Raw genomic sequence first — 3,225 nt, 5'->3', positions numbered from 1 at the left:
TCCCCGGGATTTAAATCAGTAATTTCGGCCTGATGTCGCCAGATTTCTCGAGCGGTTAAAGATTGATAAGCTTCAACGGTTCTCGATTTTGCATCTTCTCTAACTCTAGTTAATTTGCTAGTGCGAGCGAGGGCAATTTTCTCTAGTTTTTCCCCGTAGCGCACCTGATGACGAGCGCCAAAAAATTCCGTAAACCAAATCACTTGTACTGATGTTTCGGTGGGTAATTGTAAAAAAGGTTCGGTTAAAAGTTGATTCTTGTTCATTGTCGCTAAAAGATAACTGCTGTGCTGCATTTAAACGGTCTTAAGGAGTAATTGAGATAGTCCACAGCTTAACCGGCAATAACTGGCAGATTCCCTATTTTATCGGCTAATGTAAAACCTTAGACTCTAACTGCTGCTGTTGCCAGAGATTTTGATAGACTCCGGGGACTGCGATTAACTCCTCGTGGGTTCCTATCTGGACAATTTCTCCGCGATCCATGACAAAAATGCGATCGGCAGTGGCAGCGGCCGATAATTGATGGGAGATAAAAATCACGGTTTTTTGGCTTTCTTGGCTGATATTTTCCAAAATAGCTGTAGCCGTTTGATTATCGACGCTAGATAGGGCATCATCAAGGATTAAAATCGGTGCTTGGATGGCTAAAGCGCGCGCTAAAGAGGCCCGTTGACGTTGACCACCGGAAAGAGTAATCCCACGTTCTCCCACTAAAGTTCCGTATTTTTGCGGGAAATTCTCGATTTCCTCCTGAATTCTCGCTTGTTTGGCCGCCGATTCCACTGCCGAAAAATTCAGCAGCGGATCGCCATAACGGATATTATCTTCAATGGTGGTACTAAATAAAAAACTTTCTTGGGGAACATAAGCGATCGCTTTTCGCAGCTCTTCCAGGGCAATTTGAGTGACATCTTGATCATCAATAAATAACTGTCCCTCAGCAATATTCAAAAGACGGGGAATAGCGTTAGCAAGGGTAGATTTTCCCGATCTGATCGCACCGACGACCGCTACCGTTTCCCCCGGATTAATGGTAAAAGAAAGAGATTTTAAGGCGGGTTCCTTAGCATCAGGATAGAAAAAAGTCAAGGCTTTGGCGGTAATTTTTCCTTGAATATTTTTTAAGTGAATACAATCGGCATTGTCTTTAATTGTAGCCTCGGCTAATAGGATAGTTTCCAGGCGATCTATACTCACTTCTCCCTGTTGGTAGGCAGTAATAGTGAAACCTAATAAAGCAGTGGGAAAAACTAATCTTTCTGCCAAAATTAACAGAGCAATAAAGTCCCCAATGGTGATATTACCCGCTATAATTTGTCTAGTACCGAGAGCAAGCAACGCCAATAAACTGACATAGGCCAAAGCTTCAATCAGGGGAAAAAGAAAATTACGAGTCTGGACTAAATCTAAATTAGCCTGTAGTAATTGGCGATTTCTTTGCTTAAATGCTAGGCGCTCGTTACCTTCTTGGGCATAAATTTTAATCAGAGTAATACCACTCATATCCTCTTGAATTAAATCGCTCAGATGCGAGAGTTTTTCTTGTACTTTTTTCTGTTGCCGCTGCAGACGACCACTAAATAACTGCACAGCAATTAACATCAAAGGATAGACAGAAATAGCGGCGATTGAAAGGGGAATATGAATCGCTAACATTACAGGCAAAGTTAACCCATAGGCAAAAAAAGTATTAGCCAAACTGAGCAAAGCAAAACCCACCAGACGACGGATATTATCCACATCGCTAGTGGCACGGTTGATTAAATCTCCTGAAGTTTGCCGAGAAAAATAGGCAGGTTCAAGGGTTAATAAATGCTGAAAGATTTTTTGTTTAAGCTCGAACTCTACCTGACGACCGATCCCGAATAACAATACTCTGGAAATCATGCGGATAAACCACATAATCGAGGCTAAAGCGACAATTAAAATCAGATAATAAATGATTTTTTGAAAGTCAAAGGATTTACTCAAATCATCGATGCTATCCCGGATTAAAAGCGGTATATAAACACCCAAAAGATTAACAATAAGCAGAGCAACTACCCCCCCAGTTACTATTTGCCAATGGGGACGTAGATAATTTGCTAGTTTTTTAATGCGAGAATAAGCCATATTCAGTTATCAGTAATCGGTGATCAGTTATCAGTTAGAATAGGGAACAGGCAAAAGGGGGAATAGATAATCAGTGGATTATGAGATGCGGCCACATTTCCCACCCAAGAATTTTTATTTTTTCTCCTTAACATTAGAACCAGCCTTGGGCGGTTTACCGGGGGGCTGATCAATTTTAGCTTGATAGCCGTGCCGCCAGAAGTGAAGATAATCTGGTCTGGATTGGCATTAATTAACCCTGCTACCTGTTCTCTGGCCATTTCGATGACTGTTGCCGTATCCTGTCCCCAACTGTGTAAACTGGAGGGATTGCCCCAATGATGCTGGAGAATAGTGGCAACCCGCTCGATCACTTGGGGATGAGTGGGGGTAGTGGCACTATAGTCAAGATAAATTTGCATTATTTGACAATCTGAGAAATGAGAGTCAAGACAGGCAGCTATTCTCAGTTTAGCCGTTTAAGAGATTAGAAAACGGTTTTCCTTAAGAAACCCGGTTTCTGGGTTGTTGAGAAACCCGCTTTCTGGGTTGTTGAGAAACCCGCTTTCTGAGTTGATGATGAGAAACCCGCTTTCTGGCTTATACTAAGCGTCAGAGGGTTTACAGGGGTTAAGTTATGACAGGAATTGAAACAACCATTGTAACGGCATTGACTAATAATTTTATTGGTCAAATGATTAAATCGGGGTGGGAGGGTATTAATAAAAATGAGTTATTGAATAAAGATGTCGGGCAGCTTATCAAAGAAGGAAAGTATCTTTTTTTGCGGGAATATACTCAACGTTACTGGGATCGGCACGGCATGATTAAGGTTTTAAAAATGTCTAAGCCGATGGATTTGGAGTCAATTTATATTAATGTCAAATGTTTGGGTAATTTAGTCAGGGATTATTATGATGAAAATTTAGAAAATAAATACCGTGAGAGTAAGCAGCGACGGTTTAACTTTAGGGATGATGGTAAAAAAGATGGTTTACTTTTGGCTAATCAAGAACAATATTTAATGGTACTTGGTGATCCCGGCATTGGTAAATCTACATTTTTGCGAAAAGTTGGTTTAGAAGCTCTCAAGGGAAATAAAGACAGTTATCAGCATTCTCTAACACCTGT

Annotated in this window: 2 protein-coding genes and 2 pseudogenes; 1 reads left to right on the top strand and 3 read right to left on the bottom strand. The window is 41.0% G+C overall.

Going from position 1 to position 3,225, the window contains the following annotated elements:
- The 3 genes and pseudogenes from PX636_RS19990 to PX636_RS19980 all read right to left on the bottom strand — a co-directional run.
- Positions 1-296 (bottom strand): fibronectin type III domain-containing protein (locus PX636_RS19990; RefSeq protein ID WP_288118478.1); only part of this gene is annotated, 296 nt, incomplete at its 3' end.
- Between the two features lie 76 nt (positions 297-372).
- Positions 373-2,115, bottom strand: a complete 1,743-nt coding sequence (locus tag PX636_RS19985; protein WP_288118476.1) for an ABC transporter ATP-binding protein — start codon at positions 2,113-2,115, stop codon at positions 373-375.
- Between the two features lie 131 nt (positions 2,116-2,246).
- Positions 2,247-2,516 (bottom strand): annotated as a pseudogene (locus PX636_RS19980) (aminotransferase class V-fold PLP-dependent enzyme); the annotation flags it as partial.
- 215 nt (positions 2,517-2,731) lie between these two features.
- Here PX636_RS19980 and PX636_RS19975 point away from each other — a divergent pair.
- Positions 2,732-3,225: pseudogene (locus tag PX636_RS19975) on the top strand (NACHT domain-containing protein); the annotation flags it as partial.

Origin of the sequence: Microcystis sp. M53598_WE2 (assembly GCF_030067735.1) — a bacterium.
Classification (GTDB): domain Bacteria; phylum Cyanobacteriota; class Cyanobacteriia; order Cyanobacteriales; family Microcystaceae; genus Microcystis; species Microcystis aeruginosa.
Note: the sequence above shows the minus strand (reverse complement) of the source record. Positions and strands in the feature narration are given on the sequence as shown.

Bases quoted from the DNA above. Each gene is read 5' to 3' on its own strand.
- PX636_RS19985 (WP_288118476.1), bottom strand. From the start codon at position 2,115: ATGGCTTATTCTCGCATTAAAAAACTAGCAAATTATCTACGTCCCCAT.